The organism is Sphingomonas sp. Leaf242 (assembly GCF_001422045.1).
Lineage (GTDB): Bacteria > Pseudomonadota > Alphaproteobacteria > Sphingomonadales > Sphingomonadaceae > Sphingomonas.
In genome coordinates this window covers 172,988-191,663 of sequence record NZ_LMLW01000008.1, presented here as the reverse complement: position 1 = coordinate 191,663, position 18,676 = coordinate 172,988, and the positions used below count along the sequence as shown (strand labels likewise).

Here is an 18,676-nt window from a genome sequence, read left to right as displayed (position 1 = left end):
GGAACGGAGCTGATGGCGGAGCGCATGCGGGACCGGCTACCTTCGGTCTTGGCAGGCGCTAACGGTGATCACTGCCATTTGCCGCCCCAGAAGCGCCAGGCGTTGAACCCGGCGCGCGACAACCCGCCCGAGATGCGCCGACGTTGAAGCCGCGGGGGGATTACCACCGACACGCGGCAGTGGTTCGAGGCGCACGTGGCGCCAAGAATATTCAAGACGGCCATGACGACCTCCTTCGTTCCGGACATGATTGATCGGGTCCGGAACGAAGCGTTTCAGGACGGTGTCACCGTTCCCGGAAGCCTCTTCCGTACCCGATGCCGGTCGATGTGATCAGAGGAGCACCAGCCCGCCTGTCTCCCTCGCCGGCAATGGGAGTAGATCGTGGTTCGATACGTCACCTGTTGCGGCGTTAATCCAACAAATCATGGTCATCCTAAATCAGGAAGAGCAGGATGTGCTTTGTAAGTTTTGCCGCTATGCTCTGAAAGCGGTGTTTGCAAGCATATAATCGTCAGATTTGTTATTGGTACCTGTAACGATATAGAAAGCATATACTATGGTATATCCTATATATAGCTAAGTATACGAGCGAAGTATCGGCGTATACTTGTAAAGATAGGATTTGGGAGGAGGGGGCCGATGTGGCAATTGCGTTCCATGGAGAACGGTAATCATCAGGGGCGGCGATCCGACATTCGTGAATCGGTTTCCGTGATTGCTCGCGAAAACGAACGGGTGGTGGGTCTCGGTGGAACCGCCCACGCCCGTCCGGTCGCGACCGCCGGGGGACCGTCGTGATGCAGCCGCATCGCACCGGACCGCGGGCCTGGCCGAAAGCCGTCATCGCCGCGACGATCCTGACCGTCTTCGTAAGCGATACGGTGACCGATCTCGAGATCGCGGCAGCGGTCTTCTACGTCGTCCCGATCCTGATGTCGGTCCGACTGCTGAACCGTCGAGATGTGATCCTGCTGGCGGCGACGTGCGTCGCGCTGACGATCTTGAGTTCGGTGCTCACCGCGTCGGGCTCGCGTGAAGCGGGGTTGATCAACCTGGCGATCAGTACGGCTGCGATAATCGTCACGACCTACCTCGGCCTGCGGATGATCGCCTCCGAGGCGGCTTATCATGAAGCGCGCGCCCAACTCCTTCGTCTGTCCAGGATCAGCAACCTGGGCGAACTGGTCACGTCGATCGCCCACGAGGTCAACCAGCCCCTCGCGGCCGTCACGGCCAGTGCCGGCGCGTGTCGCCGCTGGCTCGATGCCGATCCGCCGAACATCGCCAAAGCGCATGAGTCCGCGGGGCGTGTAGTCGATGCCGCGAATCTGGCCAGCGAGGTAATAGCGCGCGTCCGTCGCCTGTCCCGCCGCCACGCGCCATTACGTGAGCCGATCGCGATCAATGCCGTGATCACGGAGTGCGCGGCGTTGGCGCAGGGCGAGGTGGAACGGAGCGGGACGACTTTGATACTGGATCTGAAGTCGAACCTGCCGGTCATCGTTGGGGACCGGGTGCAGATCCAGCAGGTCGTCAGCAACCTCCTGCTCAACGCGCTGGAGGCCTTGGAGACGGTCGATCCGGCAACGAGAACGATCAAGGTTTCGTCGAGACTGCAGGCGGACGGCATGATTGTGATCGCCTGCGCCGACAATGGAAGCGGACTTGGCAAAGAGGCCAGGGAGCGCCTGTGGGAGCCGTTCTGGACAAGCAAGGAAGGTGGCACCGGTCTCGGTCTTACCATCAGCCAGACGATCGTGGAGGACCACAACGGGCAACTCGACTATCTTGACACGCCGGGTGGCGGCACGACGTTCAGAGTGTTGTTACCCGGTTCGAATGGAGAGTGACCTGACTTCCGCTCCGCCTGGCCTAGATGATGTCGAGCCCACCGTAGTCCGCCCGCTGGTTCGGATCGTGGACGACCATGCGCCGATCCGGGCGGCCGTCGACGACTTGCTGACGTCGGTGGGATTCGAATCCGTGTCCTATGCGTCGGCGCGTGATTTCCTGCGCGACGATCCGGTAGAGCGCCCTGGTTGTCTGATCCTCGATGTGCGGATGCCCGAACTCGGCGGGTTCGATCTGCAGACCGAGCTCGGACGGCGCGGCATCAGGCTGCCGATCATATTCGTGACGGGGCACGGCGATATCCGTATGTCCGTTCGTGCCTTGAAGGCGGGAGCCGTCGATTTCCTCGCGAAGCCGTTCGATGATCAGATGCTGATCGATGCTGTGAACGCAGCGATTTTAGAAGATATCGAACACCGTCGCACACGCAATCGTGTCGCGGCTGTGCTCGCGCGCGCGGATCTCCTCGCTCCCGGAGAACGTCTGGTCATGGATATGGTCGTGCAAGGCCATACGAACCGGGAGATTTCTACGGCCCTGAATGTCGCGGAAATTACGGTTAAGGTCCGGCGCGCTACGGTCATGCGAAAGATGCAAGCTGAGACATTGCCTGACCTCGTACGAATGTCTGACGAGCTCCGAGAGGCAGCCATTTGACGATCTGCCGCGTTCAACTCGTATCGCCTGATCCCCATCGCGCCGCGCCGCGCCGCGCCGCACAAGGTGCATCATGAGCCAGACGTCATTCGCTTTGGAACTCTTGAATGTCGAACCGTCCTAGTTGGGCTTCGAGAACGCTCGCGTTTTCCAAGCTCGATCCCTGCCTAGACGGCACTGGCCGCGTCGATCGCCAATCGATTTCGTGATCGCCAATGCCTTCTCGCCCGCCATTCGAGTGGTCGGAATGTCCCGGTGGGAGAGGGCGCAGACCTACAGGCTCCGTGACGGGCTTGTCATTTGCCGACGCTTCGACATGACCTTAGCCTCGAAAGGGAAAGTTTTAAGGCTGCAACGGGTCGGCAGCGACCGCTGAAGGGACTGTGACGTGATCAGAATTTTGCCGGCTATTCTGCTCGTCGCTTCCTTCCCTGCGCACGCGGCGGTCTTCTATGTTGCCCCCGATGGCAACGACCGGGCCTCCGGGGTTTCGCCGGGAACACCGTGGCAAACCGTCCAGCGCGCACAGCAAAGTGCGCAGGCCGGCGATACGGTCTACTTTCGTGGAGGACGCTATGTGCTCACGTCAGGCGTCAACCGCTGCGCCACGCGCACGGACACCGTGAATGCCGTGATACTCGACAAAAGCGGCGGCGAAGGAAAGCCGATCCGCTACTGGGCCTATCCCGGCGAGACACCCGTGTTCGATTTCTCTGCGATGAAGGACGACTGCCGCGTCAAGGGGTTCGACGTCACCGGCAGCTGGCTTCATCTGAAGGGGTTGGAGGTCACTGGCGTCCCGCAGCAACCGGACAATCACCTGAACCACGAGTCATGGGGCGTCTGGAACAGCGGCAGCCACAATATCTACGAACGGCTCAACCTCCACCATAATATGGGACCAGGACTTTTCATTCAGGATGGGGGCTATAACCTGGTGCTGAACACCGACTCGCACCACAATTATGACCCCTACACCTCCAACGGTGCCGGGCAGAGCGCCGACGGCTTCGGCGCCCATATCAAGGCCGGCCACCCGGGCAACGTCTTCCGTGGTGACCGCGCATGGGCCAATTCGGACGACGGCTTCGACCTGATCAACGCCTTTTCACCGGTGACGATCGAGCAGTGCTGGGCGTGGCAGCAAGGCTATCTGCCCGGCACGCGCAGTCCTCTAGCGGCAGGCAACGGCAACGGTATCAAGGCGGGCGGTTATGGCGGGCGATATACCCGGAATGCCGTCAAGCACATCGTCCGCTTCTCGGTCGCCTTCGACAACAAGGCGGCGGGATTCTACGCCAATCACCACCCGCTGGCGTTGGACTTCATCAACAACACCGCCTTCTCCAACGGTGTCCAATACGACATGCTGGGTATATCGGCCGACGGCTCTCCCATTGCGCTCGGCAATCTGCGTAACAACATTGCCTATGGCACTGTCCTGACCTCGCATACTGCCGGGCTGAAGATGCCGCACAACTCCTGGACCTTGCCGACTCGCGTGACGCGCGCAGATTTCCAGGATGTTTCGGACCGTCATTGGGACGCGCCACGGCAGGCCGATGGCAGCCTCCCTGTACTCCATAGCTTCCACCTGCGCGCCGAAAGCCCGCTGAAGGGTTTAGGCGCGTTCAACGACTAATAGCCGGCCGCGCCTGCGAGTATCGTACGCACTCGAAGCGTGGCGGCATCGTAAAGGGCTTGGCCATTCGTTCCACGATGCAACGGCGCCCGTTTGCTCCAAATAGTTCGGCAGAAACGTGTTTCCACCAGTTTGCCGCGGACCCGTGTCCGTCTCGGAAGCCTCCGCCTCGTTAAGCGCTACATTCAAAATGGCGGGCGAAATCGCTGTGCAGGCAACAAGCTGCCGACGGATAAAGGGTTGGAGATCGTACCAGTTTTCTCTTCTACTCGGCTGGGGATCGTATCCAACGAGCGGGCCCCGACTAAGGCAGAGTGTCCGACCGTCTGCGCTTTTGGCCTCCCCGCGAGCAGGCGGGGCCATAGTCACCGAGAGGCGGATTGCGGTTGGTCGCCAGCAATGCCGCCAACTGGTCATGGCCATCGAAATCCGCATGATCGTTCGACACATTCACGTGCGCGCATCCTGTTCGTGATCGGCATGGACGGCGGGCTGCGTCGCTGCGATCCACGCCCGGGTTTCGCGCAACACCTCATCCGACAACGCGGTGTCGTCGACCGCGCGTGACAGCACGACGGCGCCGACCATCGCCGCCCACCGGCCGATCGCGGCCTGGCGGCGTTTGGCATCGCCGTCGCCAGGCAGACCGCGTGCGAAGCGGTCGATGTGCGCGTTCAGCCCGTGCGTCATGGCCGCACGCGCCTCAGGCGTCTGGTGGCGCATCAAGCCGGCGAGACTGGCCATCGGGCATCCCTGGTCGGGGTTCTCCCGGTGCAACGGCGACAGATAGGCGTCGGTCCACGCATCGATATCGGCCATGCCGGCGCTCTCGCCCGCCAGTGTATCCGCGATCGTCGCGGCGATCAGGTCGTCCTTCGAAGCGAAGTGACCGTAGAAGCCGCCATGAGTCTGCCCAGCCGCCTTCATGACATCGGCAACCGTCACCGCCGCAAAGCCGCGATCGCGGAACAGCCGGCTGGCCTCCTGCAGGATGCGGCAACGGTTCTCGACCATCTGCTCGCGACTGATCTTCATCGAAATAATCTCCGGCTCTCTGTTGACGTTTCATGATGGCTATCACATTTAGCTATTCATGACGCCTGTCATTAATATAGCGATCCGTTTCGAAAAGGGCAATCCGATGACCAAGCCAGCCATTCTCATTACCGGCGCCTCCACCGGCATCGGGGCGACCTATGCCGATCGTTTCGCCCGCCGCGGCCATGACCTCGTTCTGGTCGCGCGCGATGCCGCCCGCCTCGATGCCCTGGCCGCGAAGTTGAGCGGCGAGACCGGTGTCGCGGTGGACGTGCTGCCAGCCGACCTGACGAACCTCGAGCAGATGGCCGTCGTGGAGGCGCGGCTGCGCGACGACGACCGCATCGGCATCCTCATCAACAATGCCGGCGCGGGGCTGGGGGGCAGTTTCGTCGATCAGCCGACCGAGGCCGTCGATCGCCTGATCGCGCTGAACACCACTTCTGTCGCGCGGCTCGCGAGCGCAGTGGCACCGCGGCTTGCCGCACGCGGCGATGGCGCGATCATCAATATCGGTTCGGCGGTAGGGCTGGCACCAGAATATGGCATGACCGTCTACGGCGCGACCAAGGCGTTCGTGCTGTTCCTGTCGCAGGGGCTGGCGCTCGAACTGGGGCCGAAGGGCGTCTACGTCCAGGCGGTGCTTCCAGCGGCGACGCGCACCGAGCTTTGGGGCCGCGCCGGTGCCGACGAGGCATCGCTGCCGCCGATGATGGAGGTAGGCGAAATGGTCGACGCGGCGCTCGCCGGCTACGATGCGCGTGAAGCCGTGACGATCCCGCCGCTGCACGATGGCGATCTGTGGGATGCGTTCCAGACTGCGCGACGGGCGATGTTACCGGGCTTCGGGGAGATCCATCCCGCACCGCGCTACGCCGCCTGATCGCCTCGCACGCCCCCACACGAAAGATCCGCACCATGTCGGAATCTAGCCTCTTCTCGTCCTATGATCCGGCATGCGTCAGGCTCGCCAATCGCTTCGTCCAGGCGCCGCAGATCCGCAATCGCGCCGGTGCCAGTCTGGTGTCGACCGACCTAGCGCCTCTTGCGCAGATCGATCCGCTGACGCTCTACGGCCTCGGCGCCAAAGGCTTTACCGATCATCCCGCCGCGGCGGCCACCCGGGAGTGCGCAGCATGAAGGCATATCAGCTCGAACGGTACGGCAAGGGGCAACGGCTGATCCTGGTCGAACGGCCCGATCCGGTACCCGCATCCGACGAGGTGCTGGTCGAGATCCACGCCACCGCGATCAACCAGCTCGACGGCAAGATCCGCGACGGCGCGTTCAAGCCGATCCTGCCCTACAAGCCGCCCATCGTCCTCGGGCATGATCTCGCCGGCATCGTCACGGCGGTCGGGGCGGGCGTGCATCGCTTCAAGGTCGGCGATGTGGTCTATGCCCGTCCGCGCGACGGGCAGATCGGCACCTTTGCCGAGCGCATCGCGATCAACGAAGCGGATCTGGCCACCAAGCCCGCCGGCCTCTCCATGGCGGAGGCGGCGTCCATACCGCTCGTCGGCTTGACCGCATGGCAGGTGCTGATCGAGCGTGCGGGCCTGAAACGCGGCCAGAAGATCCTGATCCACGCGGGCTCGGGTGGCGTCGGCACGATCGCGATCCAGCTCGCCAAGCATCTCGGCGCGACCGTCGCGACGACCGCGAGCGCCGCCAATGCCGATCTGGTTAGGCGCCTCGGCGCGGATATCGTCATCGACTACAAGACGCAGGACTTTTCCGAGCTGCTGTCCGGCTACGACGTCGTCCTCAACAGCCTGGACGCGAAGACGCTCGAAAAGTCGCTCAAAGTGTTGAAACCGGGCGGCAAGCTGATCTCGATATCGGGACCGCCGGACCCGGCATTCGCCAAGGCGCAGGGATTGAACCCGGTCATACGGCTTGTCCTGCGCCTGATGAGTGCGGGGATCCGGCGCAAGGCGAAGCGCCAGGACGTCGCCTATTCGTTCCTGTTCATGCACGCCGATGGCGAGCAGTTGGGCAAGCTTGGCGCGCTGATCGATCAGGGGGCGATCCAGGCCGTCGTCGATCGCACGGTCCCGTTCGAAAACCTCAACGACGCGGTGAACTATGTCGATTCCGGCCGCGCCAAGGGCAAGGTCGTCGTGACGGTGCGCCCGTGACGGCCCGCTCGTGACGGCCCGCTCGTGACGGCCCGCCCGTGACGGCCCGCCCGTGACGGGACGTCGATCCGCACCCAGCCCATGCTCCCGACTAGAAAAACCAAGGACTCCACGATGACCAAGACGCAATCGGCCCGGGGGGCGTGGGCCAGCGTCGCCACGCGAGCGGTTGTGGCCGCGGGCACCCGCTTTGCCTATCGGCAGCTTGGCGGGGGACGCGGGGTTCCCCTCGTGCTGCTCAACCATTGGGGCGCCAACCTCGACAATTTCGATCCTTCGATCGTCGAGGCGCTGGCCGCCGGCCGGCCGGTATTCGCGTTCGATTACCGCGGTGTCGGCGCGTCGGGCGGCGAGGCACCGCTCACGGTCTCGGCCATGGCGGACGACATGCTCGCGGCGATCGACGCGCTCGGGCTCGATACGATCGACCTCATGGGTTTTTCACTGGGCGGCTTCGTCGCGCAGGATATGGTGCTGAAGCGCCCGGCGCGTGCCCGCCGGCTGATCCTCACCGGCACCGGACCGGCGGGTGGCACCGGCATCGATAAGGTCGGCTCGGTATCCTGGCCGCTGATCGTCAAGGGCATGCTGACGTTCCGCGATCCGAAGATGTTCCTGTTCTTCACCGCGAGCAAGCCCAGCCGTCGCGCGGCGCAGGCGTTCCTCGCGCGTCTGAAAGCCCGCAAGGCCGACCGCGATGCCGCCGTCACGCCGAAAGTCTTCCTGCGCCAGCTAAAGGCGATCACGGCCTGGGGAGCGCAGTCCGCGCAGGATCTGGGCGTCATCCGCCACCCGGTACTCGTCGCCAATGGAGACCACGACATCATGGTCCCCAGCGAGAATTCGCGGGATCTCGCGCGCCGCATCCCGGGTGCCGAACTCGTCCTTTACCCCGACGCCGGGCACGGCGGGATCTTCCAGTATCACGAACTGTTCGCCGATCGGGCGATCGCGTTCCTCGACACTTAAGCTTTCTTCGCGACGATCGCGGAGGGCGGAAGCTGCGCAGCCGACCTCCCCGATTCACCATCTTTTTTCGTTTGCAACAGTGTGCAGCTACATCGCCGAAAGCGATGAGGAATTACGAAGGATGAATACGATGCGATCGCGGAAATATAAGAAAGTGAGGGGTTTTAATCCATCCGGAAACAGTAAAGTCAGTGACAAACCAGATTGCTATTAGTTAACTGTAGCCCGCGCCGTATGGCGGTGAATTCTTCCCGCGCCAGTATACGAGCGTCACATTTCAGTCCCACCCCCGCGGCGATCAGTCGGTCCCGATCATGCTGCGGATTCGTTTTTCGAAGTCGGCGATGCTGAACGGTTTGGTGAGGACCTCCATGCCCTCGACCAGGTGGCCCGCGCCGACGGCGGCGTTGGCGGCATAGCCGGTGACGAAGAGGATCTTGAGGTCGGGCCGGACCGCGCGCCCCGCATCGGCGACCTGGCGACCGTTCAATCCGCCCGGCAGGCCCACGTCGGTGACCAGCAGGTCGATCCGTTCATCGGAGCGAAGCAGCTTTACCCCCGCGGGGCCGGTCGGGGCTTGCAGGACGCGGTAACCGGCTTCGGACAGGACCTCGGTGACCAGATCCCGGATCGCAGTTTCGTCCTCGACGACGAGAACCGTTTCACCCGGCAATGCCCGGATGACGCCGCTCTCGTCGGGCGCTCGGTCGGCGATCGCCGCCTCGCCATCGTGGCGGGGGAGATAGAGACACATGATCGTGCCGCGCCCGACCTCCGAGCAGATCCGCACCTGGCCGCCCGACTGGCGGACGAAGCCATAGATCATCGAGAGGCCGAGACCGGTACCTTCGCCGATCGGCTTGGTCGTGAAGAACGGCTCGAAGACGCGTTCGATGGTCTCCGGCGTCATCCCGGTGCCGGTGTCGGTGACGTACAGCGCGACATAGTCGCCTTCGTGGAGCTCCTGATCCGCCGCCGCCTTTGCGTCGAGCCACGTGTTCTGCGTCGCGATCGTCAACCGCCCGCCATGCGGCATCGCGTCGCGCGCATTGATGCACAGGTTGAGAAGCGCGTTCTCCAGCTGCGGCGCATCAACCAGAACCGGCCAGAGACCGGTGGTCGAGACGATCTTCACCTCGATCTCGGGGCCCAGCGTGCGATCGATGATTTCCGCCATCCCGGCGATCAGGCGATCGGCATCGGTCGGCGTCGGTGCCAGCGTCTGCCGGCGCGAAAAGGCGAGCAGCCGCTGCGTCAGCGCCGCGGCTCGGCTCGCACCGGTCTGCGCCATCGCGACGTAGCGATCGAGCTTGTCGTATTGGCCCTTCGCGACGCGTAGCGCGAGCAGTTCCAACCCCCCGGTCACCGCCGTCAGCAGGTTGTTGAAGTCGTGCGCCAAGCCGCCGGTCAACTGGCCGACCGCCTCCATCTTCTGGCTCTGACGCAGCGCTTCCTCGGCGCGCATCAGATCGGCCGTGCGCTCGGATACGCGCTGTTCCAACGTCTCGTTCAAGCGGCGCAGTTCGTTCAGCGCACGGTCTCGTTCCGCGGCGACCTTGCGGCGTTCCTCGACGTCGATGAGGACCCCGGGGAAGCTGGTCGGCGTGCCGTCCGCATCGTGGTCGACGCGACCATTCGCCTCCAGCCAGTGATATTCGCCGTTTGCGCGCCGCGTCCGATATTGATGCGCGTACCCGCCGCCGCGGGCGATCGCGTCGCTGATCGCCTCGGCCAGACCGGCCTGATCGTCGGGGTGAACGGTGGCGACGATCTGCGCGAGGCTCAGGCCCTCGCGGCCCATCGCCGGGTCCAGGCCGAACGCGCGCGCGAAGGGTTCGTCGACGGTGAAGCGGTCGCTCGGCAGATCCCAGACCCAAGTCCCGATGATCGCGCCCGCCGCGAGCGCAAGCTGAACCCGCTGCGCATCGACCAGCGCCGCCGCCTCGCTGTCCCGCAACGCCTGTTCCGCGCGCCGTCGTTCGGTTTCGTCGCGGGCGATCTTGATGAAGCCGCGCGGCTTTCCCTGTGCGTCGTAGGGCAGGGGATGGACCGATCCCGTGAGGAACACGCGCGATCCGTCGCGCCGGACGTGCCAGCGTTCGTCATGCGCCGAATTCTGGCGAGCGGCGCTGCCCAGGGCGGGGAGCTTCGGGCCGCTGACGTCGTCCTCGTTCGCCAGGATGATGGCGGACGGCTGGCCGATCGCCTCGTCGGCCGACCAGCCGAGCACGACCTCGGCGCCTGCAGACCAGGTGGTGATGATGCCGACCGGGTCGGTGGTGAAGATCACATGATCCTTGGCCCCTTCGATCACCAGACGAAGCCGCTCTTCGCTCTGTCTCAGCGCCGCGTCGGCAAGGACGCGCTCGGTGGTCTCGTTGGTGAACACGAACAGGCCCGCGATCGCACCTCGCGCGTCCAGGATGCGCGAGTAGGAGAAACTGAACCAGGTGTCGGCACGCCCGCGATCGGTATCCAGCTTCCACGGGAGATCGACGAACCGCTGGCTCCGCCCCGCGAACGCTTCGTCGATGATCGGCTTGGCCTGCTCCCAGGCATCGGGCCAGACGGTTTTGAACGGCGATCCCATGGCCCAGTCGAGACGCGGCCCCAGCAGCGGAAAATAGGCGTCGTTGAAGAAGAAGATCAGGTCGTCCTCGCCCCACGCCAGGATCATCGATTCCGGCGAGTTGAGGATCGTGCTGAGATTGGACTTCAGAATGTCCGGCCAGCCTTCCGGCGGTCCGAGCGGATGACTCGTCCAGTCGCGACCGAGGATCAGGCGGGCCGCCTCGCCGCCCCCGGCGAGAAACGCCAGTTGGGGCGGTAAGGTATTGGCAGCAGGGCTTACTTCGGCATTCATCGCCGCAATCCGTAGCGATCGTCCAGCCGTTTGGAAATCGGCATTACGGCATTCGACGACACCGCTGATTATCAGGTCGACGGTCGTTTCGGACGAACGCCACGCGTTCGGGGCGGGGGAGCTAGGGGGATGGCGGACTCTCGCCGTCAAGCGCTCCGCCAGCCGGCGATGGTGCGCGACGAACGCCGCGAACACCCGATCGCGCGCGTGATGCGGCGAGGACAACCGAAACCGCGACCGACCGAGCGGACACTATGCCTGCACTATGCGATCGGCGCGGATCGATCTCGAATCCCTATGCCGGGCCTCGTAGATGTTGGGGGCGGGCACGACGCTCGCGTCACGAAAGGCAGCAGGGCGACATGTCGTCTGAACCCATATCGGAGCCCGATCCAACCGGGCTCGTCATCTTCGTCGGGCAGGATCGCGCCGGACACTGGCTCGTCCAGGACAGCAGGCGAACGCTCGAAGGCCGCTTCATCTCCTACGCCGCGGCGATGCACTATGCGCAGGCCGAGCGGGATATCTACCATGCGAGCGTCGAGGTCGCCGCGATGCCGCTCACGCCACTAGTGTCGTTCGCCCCGGTCGGTCGCGACGAGCGCGCGCTGCCCCGTGCGGCATGACGGCGAGAGAGCGATGAACGTTCATGCTCTGCCGGTCCGGTCGCGCACCGCGATCACGACGGTGAAGGGGGCCGCGGCCTCGCACCCCGCGGTGAAGACGACGCACCACGATCCACGCTGGCCGCAGGTCGCCGCCGCATTGTCGGCATTGCGCGCCGCCGGGCGGCATGCGGTCCGTATCGTCGATGCCGAGTGCGGCGCCGGCACGCTGCTGCTGTCCGCGGCGCATCATGCGCGGATGCTCGGCTTTACCGCGATCGAGGCGCGCGGGATTGATCGATCGGCCAGCGCGATCGGTCGCGCGCGGGCTGCCGCGAACCGCGCCGCGGACGCTGCGATCGGCGCGTCTTTCGAGGTGGCGGACATCGTGACCGCGTTGCAGGCCGAGCACGACCTGCCCGCGGACATCGTCCTGTGCCACGGCGGTGCCGCGCACGATCGCCGGCCTCAGGCGGTTGCCGCGCTGCGGGGCGCTGGGCGGGTCGTCATCGACGATCGGGCGGCGTCCTGCGCGCGGAGTGTCGCGGCATGACCAGGCGCGATATCCTCTGGCGGGCGATCGGCGTCGTGCTGACCGTCGGCGCCTGCAGCGTGGCGGCAGTGGCGAACGGTGCGGCGCTGGCGATGCTGGTGTTTCCGATCGCACTGCTCGGACTGACGCTGGCGATCAACGGCAAGCGCGTCGTCGTCGCCCTCCGCGCCGAACGGCATGGCCATTGTCATACCGCCGAAGCGATCCACGCCGTCCGGCTGCGTCGCACGCGCCGGCGGCGCGAACCGCCGCGTGCTTGACCGCGGCGATCCGCCGCATTCCTGACGACGGCGCTGCGCCGTATTCCTGACCGCCGAACTGCGAGACATCATGGGCTATTTCGAACCACGGGACGGCGTGCTGTGCGCCGAGGACGTACCGCTGCCGGCGATCGCCGAGGCGGTCGGCACGCCCGTCCACATCTATTCCGCCGCCGCACTGCGTGATGCCGCAGACCGGTTCAGAACGGCACTGTCGATCCTCCCCCGCGTGCGCGTCGCGTTTGCCGTCAAGGCGAACCCGAACGGCGCGGTGCTGCAATTGCTGTCCGGGTGCGGCTTCGGCGCCGACATCGTCTCGGGCGGCGAGATGCGGCGGGCGCTCGACGCGGGGATCGCGGCGGCGGACATCGTCTTTTCGGGCGTCGGCAAGACCGACCGCGAGCTTGCCGACGCGCTCGCAGTCGGCGTCGGCCAGTTCAACCTCGAGCTGGAGGAGGAGGGCCAGGTGCTCGGGGCGTTGGCTTTTGCGCGGGGGATGCGGGCGACAGCGGTGCTCCGGGTCAATCCCGATGTCGACGGCGGCACGCATGCCAAGATCTCGACGGGGCGGCGCGGGAACAAGTTCGGGGTCGCGATCGCCGATGTGCCCGCGATCTACGACCGGCTGTCGCGCATCGACGGTCTCGACCTGGTCGGGGTCGCGCTCCACATCGGCAGCCAGCTTCGCGATCTCGCGCCGCTCGAGGTCGCGTACGCCCGCATCGGTGCGCTGGTGACGGACCTGCGCGCACGGGGGCACGCGATCGACCGCGTCGATCTCGGCGGTGGTCTCGGCATCCCCTACCGCGCCGACGACATCGTCCCGACGCTCGACGACTATGCGACCATGGTGGCACGCGTCACGCGCGACTGGGACGTCGAGCTGACGTTCGAGCCGGGCCGGGTCGTCGCCGGGCTCGCCGGCGTGCTCATGACGCGGGTGATCTGGGTGAAGCCGGGCGCGGACGAGCCCTTCGTCATCGTCGACGCGGCGATGAACGACCTCGCGCGACCGGCGCTGTACGATGCCTTCCACCGGTTCGAGGCGGTCGTCCCCGATGGCGCGCGGATGGTCGCGACCATCGCCGGCCCGGTCTGCGAAAGCGGCGACGTGTTCGCGGTAGCCCGCGACATCGATCGCGTCGGTCGCGGCGATCTCGCCGTGCTGCACGGCACCGGCGCCTATGGTGCGGCGATGGCGTCGACCTATAATTGTCGCGCGCTGAGCCCCCAGGTGCTGGTCGACGGCGATCGCTACGAGATCGTCGCCGATCGGTATCTGCCCGACGAGTTTGCGGCCTAGCGGATCATGGCGAGCATCGGCGGCTGTATTGCCGGTTCGAACGGTATCGGGCTACGGACGCGGCGCATCCGACCGGTATTCGGGTGCGCGGTCGGATCGCGACCAGGGCGTTTGCCCGGCACCGATATGAGGAAGAACGGATGATCCTGCACGGCGATGAGATCCAGGATGTCGCGATGCCCGGCGGCGGTTCGATGCGGATGCACCTGTTCTGGCCCGCGGGCGATCGACGCTTTCCCGGCATTCTTCTGTATTCCGAGATCTATCAGGTCACCGCGCCGATCCGCCGGCTGGCGGCGATGATCGCCGGCAACGGCTATGTCGTGGCGGTGCCCGAGGTCTATCACGAGTATGAGCCGGCGGGCACGGTGTTGCGCTACGATCCGGCGGGCACCGACCGCGGCAATGCGCTGAAGATCGCCAAGCCGGTTGCCGCGTTCGACGCCGATGCGGCGGCGGGCGTCGCCGCGCTGCTGGCCAATCCGGCGTGCAACGGCAGGATCGGCACGTTCGGGGTCTGCCTCGGCGGGCATCTCGCCTATCGCGCCGCGCTCGATCCGCGCGTGTCGGCGGCGGCGTGCTTCTATCCGACCGACATCCATTCGGGCACGCTGGGCGCGGGGCGCTCGGATGACAGCCTGATGCGCATGGCCGAGTTGAAGGCGCAGACAATGTTCGTGTGGGGGCGGCAGGATCCGCATGTGCCCTTTGCCGGTCGCGAACGGATCCGCGCGCGGCTCGAAGAGGTCGGTGCGACCTATGCGTGGCATGAGTTGAACGCACAACACGCATTTCTGCGGGACGAAGGACCGCGCTACGATCCCGCGCTGTTCCTTCAGGCGATGATGCTGACGCTGGACTTCTACCGCGGCGCCCTGGCGTGATGCGGTGACCTGGCGATAGCGGCCTGTCGACAGAGCAGGCCGCTATCGGACCAAACGAGTGCGGCGTTTAAAATATCGACCCGCGTGGCCGCGCGGCCATCGCCGCCGGCCGACAGACGGGGGAAGACGAGCTTCCCCCGACCGTGCTTCAGCCCTCGTTACCGAGCGTCTTCTTGGCGGCATCGAGTGCTGCCTTGCCGGTCTTGCGAACCGTCGTTGCGGCCGAACCGGCAGCCTTCTCGACGGTCGAACCCGCCTTGCGGCCGAGACCGATCGACTTCGCCATCGCGCGACGCGCTTCCGAATAGGTCGCGGCGACCATCGGATAATCGGGCTTCAGGTTGAAGCGCTCGCGATACTGTTCCGGCGTCAGGCCGTTGGTCGAAAGGTGACGACGCAGCGTCTTGTACTTCTTGCCGTCGAGCATCGAGATGATGTGGTCGGGCGAGGCAAGCGACTTGCGCGCCGATACTGCGGGCTCTGCGGTCGAAACCGGCGCGGCCTCAGGCTCTGCATCACCCGCATCGACGAGCTTGGCGACAGCGGCATGCATCGCAAGCAGAAAAGCTGGAACGTCGTCTGCCGCGGTCCGCGTGTTCGGGTTCGCGAGCCATGCCGCGGTCAGTTCGGCGGCGAGTTCGACGGTATTGAGTGTATCGGTCACGAGATATCCTTGAAGTGATAATGGCCCCTGTGCGGCGCGCCTACAATGTTCATCTATAAATTGGCAATCCTTACAATGCGCAAATGTTGGATAAAGTTTCGATCAGCATGATCGAGTGCTAATCGTCCTGATTTCGGACGGTCGGCCGAAGAATGGCTCGGATCATCGAAAAGCGGTGCCGACCGTAAGATGAAAAATCTATCATGCGGTCTTTAAGTCGAACGGCGTCATACCGGAGGCCGTAGATTCTGTTATGCAGAATGCGGCGATCCCGTCGCGGCGAATTTCGACGTATCGCCGGCCTGTCATTTCTGTTGCTCAAACCCGCGGGGCACTTATGGTGAGGTGACAATTAAGGCGAGGATCACTGACGCATATGGTTTCGAAAAAGACGGTTCTTGCCGGTGTCGCCGCAACAGCGCTTCTGTCGGCCGCGCCAGGTTGGGCACAAGCTCCCGCAGCCCGTGATCTTCCAGATGCAAAGCCGGCGCCGGTCGCCGATCTCGTCAAGTCGGTCGATATCCCTTACCAGCAGTTCACGCTGAAGAACGGCCTGCGCGTCGTCGTCCATACCGACCGCAAGGCGCCGGTGGTGGCAGTCTCAGTCTGGTACAATGTTGGATCGAAGTTCGAGCCCAAGGGCAAGACCGGCTTCGCGCATCTGTTCGAGCATCTGATGTTCAACGGCTCCGAGAACGCGCCCGGCGACTTCTTCGAACCGCTGAAACAGGTCGGCGCTACCGACTTCAACGGCACCACCTATTACGATCGCACCAACTACTTCGAGACGGTGCCGACCGCGGCGCTCGACCGAGCGCTGTTCCTCGAATCCGACCGCATGGGCTATCTGACCGGCGCGATCACGCAGGGCGTGCTCGACGAGCAGCGCGGCGTCGTCCAGAACGAGAAGCGCCAAGGCGACAACCAGCCCTACGGCCTGACCCAGTACAAGACCACCGAGGGGCTGTTCCCCGCGGATCACCCGTACGGCCACACCACGATCGGTTCGATGGCGGATCTCGATGCGGCGTCGCTGCAGACGGTGAAGGACTGGTTCAAGGATCATTACGGCCCGAACAACGCGGTGCTGGTGCTGGCCGGCGACGTCGATGCCGCCACCGCCAAGCGCCTCGCCGAGAAGTATTTCGGCGGCATCCCGAAGGGTCCCCAGAGCATCGTCCCGCCTGCACCGATCCCGACCTTGCCAGCCCCTGTCAGCGAGACGATCAAGGACCGGGTCGCGGCGGTGATGATCAGCCGCAACTGGGTGGTGCCCGGCCTGAACGACAAGGACGGCACCGCGCTGGAGGTTGCGGCGGGCGTGCTCGGTGGCCTCGCCAGCAGCCGGTTCGATACTGCGCTGGTCAAGAAGGAGAAGCTGGTCACGCGGATTTCGGCGAGCAACAGCAGCTTCAGCCAGCTCGGCATGTTCGAGATCGAGGCGATCGTCCGGCAGGGCGTCGACCCTGCGCTGGTGTCGAAGCGGATCGACGAGATCCTCGCGGATTTCTTGAAGAACGGTCCGACCGCGGACGAGGTCAGCCGCGTCGCGACGACGACCGCGGCCCGGACGATGGAAGGGTTGGAGTCAGTCGGCGGATTTGGCGGCAAGGCGGTGACGCTGGCCGAGGGCGCGCTGTATTCGAACGATCCCGGCTATTACAAGAAACAGCTGTTGCAGCTGGCGGCCGAGACGCCGGCCAGCGTAAAGGCTGCGGCGTCGAAGTGGCTGTCGCGCCCCGCCTATTCGCTGACCGTCGTGCCGGGGCCGCGCGATGCCTATGCCAACGCGGTCGTGCCGCCCAAGGCCAACGTCGTCCCTGCACCCGAGGCGCCGCCGAAGGGGACGCGGGGGCCGTTGCCGGGCGTCGGCACGGTCGCCGGCCTGAGCTTCCCGACCGTCGAGCGGACCCGGCTCGCGAACGGTATCGAGGTCGTCTACGCGCAGCGCACCGCGGTGCCGGTGACGCAGGCGGTGTTGAGCTTCGATGCGGGCACCGCGGCGGACGTCGCGGGCAAGCTCGGCACGCAGCAACTGACGCTGGCGATGATGGACGAGGGCACGGCGACGCGCGATTCGGTCGCGCTGGCCGAGGCCAAGGAGCGGCTGGGGGCAGATATTGGTTCGGGCGCGTCGAGCGATCGGACCTTCCTGTCGTTGCAGGTGCCGAGCGCGAACCTCGCGCCGGCGATCGACCTGTTCGCGGACATCGCGCGGAATCCGGCCTTCGCCGATGCCGAGGTCGCGCGCGTCAAGAACCAGCAGCTCGCGCAGATCGCGCAGGAGCTGACCAGCCCGGGCGGGATCTATGCCCGCGTCATGCCGCCGCTGATCCAGGGGCCGACGTCGCCCTATGCCAAGGCGATCGGCAGCGGCGATCCGAAGGCGGTCGCGGCGCTGACCCGATCGGACCTGATCGCGTTCCAGCACGCATGGCTGCGGCCCGACAAGGCGAAGATCTTCGTCGTCAGCGATCGTCCGCTCGCCGAGGTGAAGGCGGCGCTCGACGGTTGGTTCGGCACGTGGAGGCCGACCGGCGCAGCTGGCGCCAAGGTCTTTCCGGCGACGGTCACGCCGTCGGGGCCGAAGATCGTGCTGGTCGATCGGCCGGACAGCCCGCAATCGGCGATCTTCGCCGGTATCCCGACCGGCCTCAAGGGCACGCAGGACCTGTTGCCGATCGTGACCGCCAACGATGCGCTCGGCGGTAGCTTCCTCGGTCGCGTCAACATGGATCTGCGCGAGAGCAAGCATTGGTCCTACGGTGTGTCGGGGCGGTTCCAGCAGGTCGAACACGCCGCGCCCTACATCCTGTCGGCACCGGTGCAGGCGGACCAGACCGGCCCGTCGATCGCCGCGCTGCGCAGCGATATCGGCGCGTTCCTCGGCAAGGAGCCGATGACGCAGGCCGAGTTCGATCGTGCGATCAACGGTGCGATCCGTTCGCTGTCGGGCAATTTCGAGACGTCCGACGCGGTGTTGAGCGCGATGCAGCAGAACGACCTGCTCAAGCGGCCCGACGATTACTACGCGACGATCACGCAGCGCTATCAGGGACTTAACCTGCCGCAACTCAACACCGCGATCCAGCAGTCGCTAAATCCGAAGAAGACGATCTGGGTCGTGGTCGGCGATGCGAAGACGGTGCGCCCGCAGCTTGACAGCATCGGCTTGCCGGTCGAGGTCATCTCCGCGGCGTCGGTTGCCGGCGCCAATTAATTGCAGAGCCCAGGCGTGCTGGG

17 protein-coding genes are annotated in these 18,676 nt (G+C 65.1%); 13 read left to right on the top strand and 4 right to left on the bottom strand.

Translation table 11 applies throughout. From position 1 onward, the window contains the following. Positions 1 to 68 precede the first annotated feature (68 nt). Positions 69 to 224 carry a hypothetical protein gene (locus ASF09_RS08740; protein ID WP_156359295.1) on the bottom strand — a complete coding sequence of 52 codons (156 nt, stop codon included), beginning with the start codon at positions 222 to 224 and terminating at the stop codon, positions 69 to 71. Positions 225 to 800: 576 nt separating this feature from the next. Between ASF09_RS08740 and ASF09_RS08735 the strand changes: the two genes are divergently transcribed. From ASF09_RS08735 to ASF09_RS08725, 3 genes are all read left to right on the top strand, one after another. Continuing rightward, the gene (locus ASF09_RS08735; protein WP_060525878.1) at positions 801 to 1,853 is read left to right on the top strand and encodes a sensor histidine kinase; all 1,053 of its coding nucleotides are present in this window, start codon (positions 801 to 803) and stop codon (positions 1,851 to 1,853) included. Positions 1,854 to 1,920: 67 nt separating this feature from the next. Then, positions 1,921 to 2,511: a response regulator transcription factor gene (locus tag ASF09_RS08730; protein ID WP_235529762.1), complete on the top strand. Its 591-nt coding sequence runs from the start codon at positions 1,921 to 1,923 to the stop codon at positions 2,509 to 2,511. A 388-nt stretch (positions 2,512 to 2,899) separates the two neighbouring features. Then, positions 2,900 to 4,153 (top strand): right-handed parallel beta-helix repeat-containing protein, encoded by a 1,254-nt coding sequence (locus tag ASF09_RS08725; RefSeq protein ID WP_060525877.1) that lies wholly within the window; start codon positions 2,900 to 2,902, stop codon positions 4,151 to 4,153. Between the two features lie 450 nt (positions 4,154 to 4,603). Here ASF09_RS08725 and ASF09_RS08720 read toward each other — a convergent pair whose 3' ends face one another. Beyond that, positions 4,604 to 5,188 (bottom strand): TetR/AcrR family transcriptional regulator, encoded by a 585-nt coding sequence (locus ASF09_RS08720; RefSeq protein ID WP_060525876.1) that lies wholly within the window; start codon positions 5,186 to 5,188, stop codon positions 4,604 to 4,606. 58 nt (positions 5,189 to 5,246) lie between these two features. Between ASF09_RS08720 and ASF09_RS08715 the strand changes: the two genes are divergently transcribed. From ASF09_RS08715 to ASF09_RS08700, 4 genes are all read left to right on the top strand, one after another. Then, positions 5,247 to 6,074 carry an SDR family NAD(P)-dependent oxidoreductase gene (locus tag ASF09_RS08715; protein WP_060525875.1) on the top strand — a complete coding sequence of 276 codons (828 nt, stop codon included), beginning with the start codon at positions 5,247 to 5,249 and terminating at the stop codon, positions 6,072 to 6,074. 35 nt (positions 6,075 to 6,109) lie between these two features. Then, positions 6,110 to 6,331, top strand: coding sequence for a hypothetical protein (locus tag ASF09_RS08710; protein ID WP_060525874.1), 222 nt, complete (start codon positions 6,110 to 6,112; stop codon positions 6,329 to 6,331). Further along, entirely contained in the window at positions 6,328 to 7,332 is a 1,005-nt protein-coding gene (locus ASF09_RS08705; RefSeq protein ID WP_060525873.1) for an NADP-dependent oxidoreductase, read from the top strand. The genes ASF09_RS08710 and ASF09_RS08705 overlap by 4 nt, the downstream gene beginning before the upstream one ends. Positions 7,333 to 7,446: 114 nt before the next feature. Beyond that, on the top strand, positions 7,447 to 8,301 hold the full coding sequence (locus ASF09_RS08700) for an alpha/beta fold hydrolase (protein ID WP_060525872.1): 855 nt from the start codon (positions 7,447 to 7,449) through the stop codon (positions 8,299 to 8,301). Between the two features lie 298 nt (positions 8,302 to 8,599). Here the strand turns inward: ASF09_RS08700 and ASF09_RS08695 are convergent, their stop codons facing one another. Then, the gene (locus ASF09_RS08695) at positions 8,600 to 11,164 is read right to left on the bottom strand and encodes a PAS domain S-box protein (protein ID WP_082444200.1); all 2,565 of its coding nucleotides are present in this window, start codon (positions 11,162 to 11,164) and stop codon (positions 8,600 to 8,602) included. Between the two features lie 362 nt (positions 11,165 to 11,526). On the opposite strand from ASF09_RS08695, the gene ASF09_RS08690 reads away from it, so the two are divergent. The 5 genes from ASF09_RS08690 (at position 11,527) to ASF09_RS08670 (ending at position 14,769) form a co-directional block, all read left to right on the top strand. Further along, positions 11,527 to 11,790, top strand: a complete 264-nt coding sequence (locus tag ASF09_RS08690) for a hypothetical protein (protein WP_056052519.1) — start codon at positions 11,527 to 11,529, stop codon at positions 11,788 to 11,790. Between the two features lie 13 nt (positions 11,791 to 11,803). Continuing rightward, on the top strand, positions 11,804 to 12,322 hold the full coding sequence (locus ASF09_RS08685) for a methyltransferase domain-containing protein (protein ID WP_082444199.1): 519 nt from the start codon (positions 11,804 to 11,806) through the stop codon (positions 12,320 to 12,322). After that, entirely contained in the window at positions 12,319 to 12,582 is a 264-nt protein-coding gene (locus ASF09_RS08680; protein ID WP_060525871.1) for a hypothetical protein, read from the top strand. The genes ASF09_RS08685 and ASF09_RS08680 overlap by 4 nt, the downstream gene beginning before the upstream one ends. 70 nt (positions 12,583 to 12,652) lie before the next feature. Then, positions 12,653 to 13,885, top strand: coding sequence for a diaminopimelate decarboxylase (lysA, locus tag ASF09_RS08675; protein ID WP_060525870.1), 1,233 nt, complete (start codon positions 12,653 to 12,655; stop codon positions 13,883 to 13,885). A 140-nt stretch (positions 13,886 to 14,025) separates the two neighbouring features. Then, a complete protein-coding gene (locus ASF09_RS08670; protein ID WP_060525869.1) occupies positions 14,026 to 14,769 on the top strand; it encodes a dienelactone hydrolase family protein in 744 nt (247 codons plus the stop codon). A 148-nt stretch (positions 14,770 to 14,917) separates the two neighbouring features. On the opposite strand, the gene ASF09_RS08665 is transcribed toward ASF09_RS08670, so the two are convergent. Then, positions 14,918 to 15,433, bottom strand: coding sequence for a MucR family transcriptional regulator (locus tag ASF09_RS08665; protein ID WP_056052510.1), 516 nt, complete (start codon positions 15,431 to 15,433; stop codon positions 14,918 to 14,920). 376 nt (positions 15,434 to 15,809) lie between these two features. On the opposite strand from ASF09_RS08665, the gene ASF09_RS08660 reads away from it, so the two are divergent. After that, on the top strand, positions 15,810 to 18,653 hold the full coding sequence (locus ASF09_RS08660; RefSeq protein WP_060525868.1) for a M16 family metallopeptidase: 2,844 nt from the start codon (positions 15,810 to 15,812) through the stop codon (positions 18,651 to 18,653). Positions 18,654 to 18,676 lie beyond the last annotated feature (23 nt).

Bases quoted from the DNA above. Each gene is read 5' to 3' on its own strand.
- ASF09_RS08700 (WP_060525872.1), top strand. From the start codon at position 7,447: ATGACCAAGACGCAATCGGCCCGGGGGGCGTGGGCCAGCGTCGCCACG.
- ASF09_RS08660 (WP_060525868.1), top strand. From the start codon at position 15,810: ATGGTTTCGAAAAAGACGGTTCTTGCCGGTGTCGCCGCAACAGCGCTT.
- ASF09_RS08710 (WP_060525874.1), top strand. From the start codon at position 6,110: ATGTCGGAATCTAGCCTCTTCTCGTCCTATGATCCGGCATGCGTCAGG.
- ASF09_RS08705 (WP_060525873.1), top strand. From the start codon at position 6,328: ATGAAGGCATATCAGCTCGAACGGTACGGCAAGGGGCAACGGCTGATC.
- ASF09_RS08680 (WP_060525871.1), top strand. From the start codon at position 12,319: ATGACCAGGCGCGATATCCTCTGGCGGGCGATCGGCGTCGTGCTGACC.
- ASF09_RS08720 (WP_060525876.1), bottom strand. From the start codon at position 5,188: ATGAAGATCAGTCGCGAGCAGATGGTCGAGAACCGTTGCCGCATCCTG.
- ASF09_RS08715 (WP_060525875.1), top strand. From the start codon at position 5,247: ATGACGCCTGTCATTAATATAGCGATCCGTTTCGAAAAGGGCAATCCG.
- ASF09_RS08735 (WP_060525878.1), top strand. From the start codon at position 801: ATGCAGCCGCATCGCACCGGACCGCGGGCCTGGCCGAAAGCCGTCATC.
- ASF09_RS08690 (WP_056052519.1), top strand. From the start codon at position 11,527: ATGTCGTCTGAACCCATATCGGAGCCCGATCCAACCGGGCTCGTCATC.
- ASF09_RS08740 (WP_156359295.1), bottom strand. From the start codon at position 224: ATGGCCGTCTTGAATATTCTTGGCGCCACGTGCGCCTCGAACCACTGC.
- ASF09_RS08670 (WP_060525869.1), top strand. From the start codon at position 14,026: ATGATCCTGCACGGCGATGAGATCCAGGATGTCGCGATGCCCGGCGGC.
- ASF09_RS08685 (WP_082444199.1), top strand. From the start codon at position 11,804: ATGAACGTTCATGCTCTGCCGGTCCGGTCGCGCACCGCGATCACGACG.
- ASF09_RS08695 (WP_082444200.1), bottom strand. From the start codon at position 11,164: ATGAATGCCGAAGTAAGCCCTGCTGCCAATACCTTACCGCCCCAACTG.
- lysA (WP_060525870.1), top strand. From the start codon at position 12,653: ATGGGCTATTTCGAACCACGGGACGGCGTGCTGTGCGCCGAGGACGTA.